This is a genomic window from Paraburkholderia sp. BR10937 (assembly GCF_040965695.1).
Lineage (GTDB): Bacteria > Pseudomonadota > Gammaproteobacteria > Burkholderiales > Burkholderiaceae > Paraburkholderia.
Genome location: NZ_JBFRCL010000263.1, coordinates 1 through 242, shown reverse-complemented (window position 1 = coordinate 242; position 242 = coordinate 1). Strand labels below are relative to the sequence as shown.

Annotated in this window: 1 rRNA gene; it reads left to right on the top strand. The window is 55.0% G+C overall.

The features are described from left to right. Window positions 1-242: ribosomal RNA gene (locus tag AB4Y44_RS42905) — 23S ribosomal RNA — on the top strand; the annotation flags it as partial.

The window sequence follows — 242 nt, the reverse complement described above, 5'->3', positions numbered from 1 at the left end:
AGGTGGGAGGCTGTGAAGTGTGGACGCTAGTCTGCATGGAGCCGTCCTTGAAATACCACCCTGATCTGTTTGAGGTTCTAACCTTGGTCCGTGATCCGGATCGGGGACAGTGCATGGTAGGCAGTTTGACTGGGGCGGTCTCCTCCCAAAGGGTAACGGAGGAGTACGAAGGTACGCTAGGTACGGTCGGAAATCGTGCTGATAGTGCAATGGCATAAGCGTGCTTGACTGTGAGACCCACA